This is a genomic window from Streptomyces sp. SID3212 (assembly GCF_009865405.1).
Taxonomy (GTDB): domain Bacteria; phylum Actinomycetota; class Actinomycetes; order Streptomycetales; family Streptomycetaceae; genus Streptomyces.
Genome location: NZ_WWJY01000983.1, coordinates 1 through 1,540 on the forward strand (window position 1 = coordinate 1; position 1,540 = coordinate 1,540).

At 74.2% G+C, this 1,540-nt stretch carries 1 protein-coding gene; it reads left to right on the forward strand.

Annotated elements, in window-relative coordinates:
- Positions 1 to 1,540 (forward strand): HAD-IIIC family phosphatase (locus GT042_RS29445; protein ID WP_161311752.1); only part of this gene is annotated, 1,540 nt, incomplete at both ends.

A 1,540-nucleotide genomic window follows, 5' to 3' on the forward strand; every position in this document is an offset into this window, starting at 1 on the left:
CGAGGACTGGCGCTCCGGCGGTCGCGCGATCGCCGACTGCCACGACGCCCGGCGCCTGCGCATCGCCCACATCCCCTACGACGCCGACGGGTACGCGGCTCTCGCCACCGCGACGGCGAGAGCCGTCCGCGCGGCCCTCGTCCCGCCGGCCAAGGTGCTGGTGCTGGACTGCGACAACACCCTGTGGCGCGGAGTCCTCGGGGAGGACGGCCCGCACGGCGTGGTCATCGAGCCGGGACACCGCCGGCTTCAGGAGTGGGCCCTGGAGTTGCGCTCCCAGGGTGTCCTGCTCTGCCTCGCCAGCAAGAACGAGGCCCAGGACGTGGCCGAGGTCCTGCGGGTGCGCGACGACATGCCGCTCGGTACGGAACACCTCACGGCGCGCCGCGTCGACTGGGAGCCGAAGTCCGCCAACCTCGCCGCCCTCGCACGCGAACTCGGCCTCGGTCTCGACTCGTTCGTGATGATCGACGACAACCCCGTCGAGATCGCGTCGCTCCGCGCGGCCTGCCCGCAGGTGCTGTCCCTCACGTGCCCCGCCGACCCCGCGGACCTGCCCGGGTTCGTCGACCGCGTCTGGGCCTTCGACCGGCTCCAGGTCACCGACGAGGACCGGGCCCGCGCCTCCTTCTACGAGGCGGCCGGTCGGCGCGAGGAACTGCGCGGGGCCACCGCCACCCTGGCCGACTTCATCCAGGAGCTGGACCTCCGCGTCGAGGTGCGCCCCGCAGAGGGAGCGGCCCTCACCCGCGTCGCCCAACTCACCCAGCGCACCAACCAGTTCAACGCCGCCCCGGCCCGGTACCAGGAGTCCGAACTGCGGGCCGTGCTCGCGGACCCCTCCGTACGCTGCCGCACGGTCCAGGTCACCGACCGCTTCGGCGACTACGGCGTGGTCGGCGCCGCCGTGCTGCGCACCGACGGGACCACGGCCGATCTGGAGACGTTCCTGATGAGCTGCCGGGTGCTCGGAAAAGGCGTCGAACACGCCTTCCTGGCACGGCTCGCGGCGGAGTTGGCGGACGAGTGCACGGTGCTGCGGGTGACCTACCGGCCCACCGGGCGCAACCAGCCGGCCCGGCGGTTCCTGGACTCCGTGGCAGGGGAGTGGGCCCAGGACCGGGCCGACGGATCCGTGGTGTACGAACTGCCGGTCGAGGCCGCGGCGGCGGCCTCGTTCCGCCCGGAAGCCGTCACCGAGCGGCCCGGGACCGAGGAACCGGCGCGGCCGGACCGTCCGTTGGCGTTGCCGGCCCACCACGCACTGGCCGGCATCGCCGAGAAACCACCGGTGTCCGCCGGGAAGCCGCCGGCCCCCGCCGTCGCGGGCCCGCGAGACCCCGACCCGTCCGCCACCGGCCGGCGGACCGCGCTCGCCCGGGTCGTGGAGGTCGTGGCCCGGACCCTGGGGCTGCCCGCCGCCACGCTGCACGCCGACACCACCCTCGAGGAACTGCGTCCCTCGTCGCTCGCCGTCGTGGACGCCACGGTGGCGCTGGAGGAGTGGTACGGCGAACTGTCCCCCACCGTGCTGTTCGAG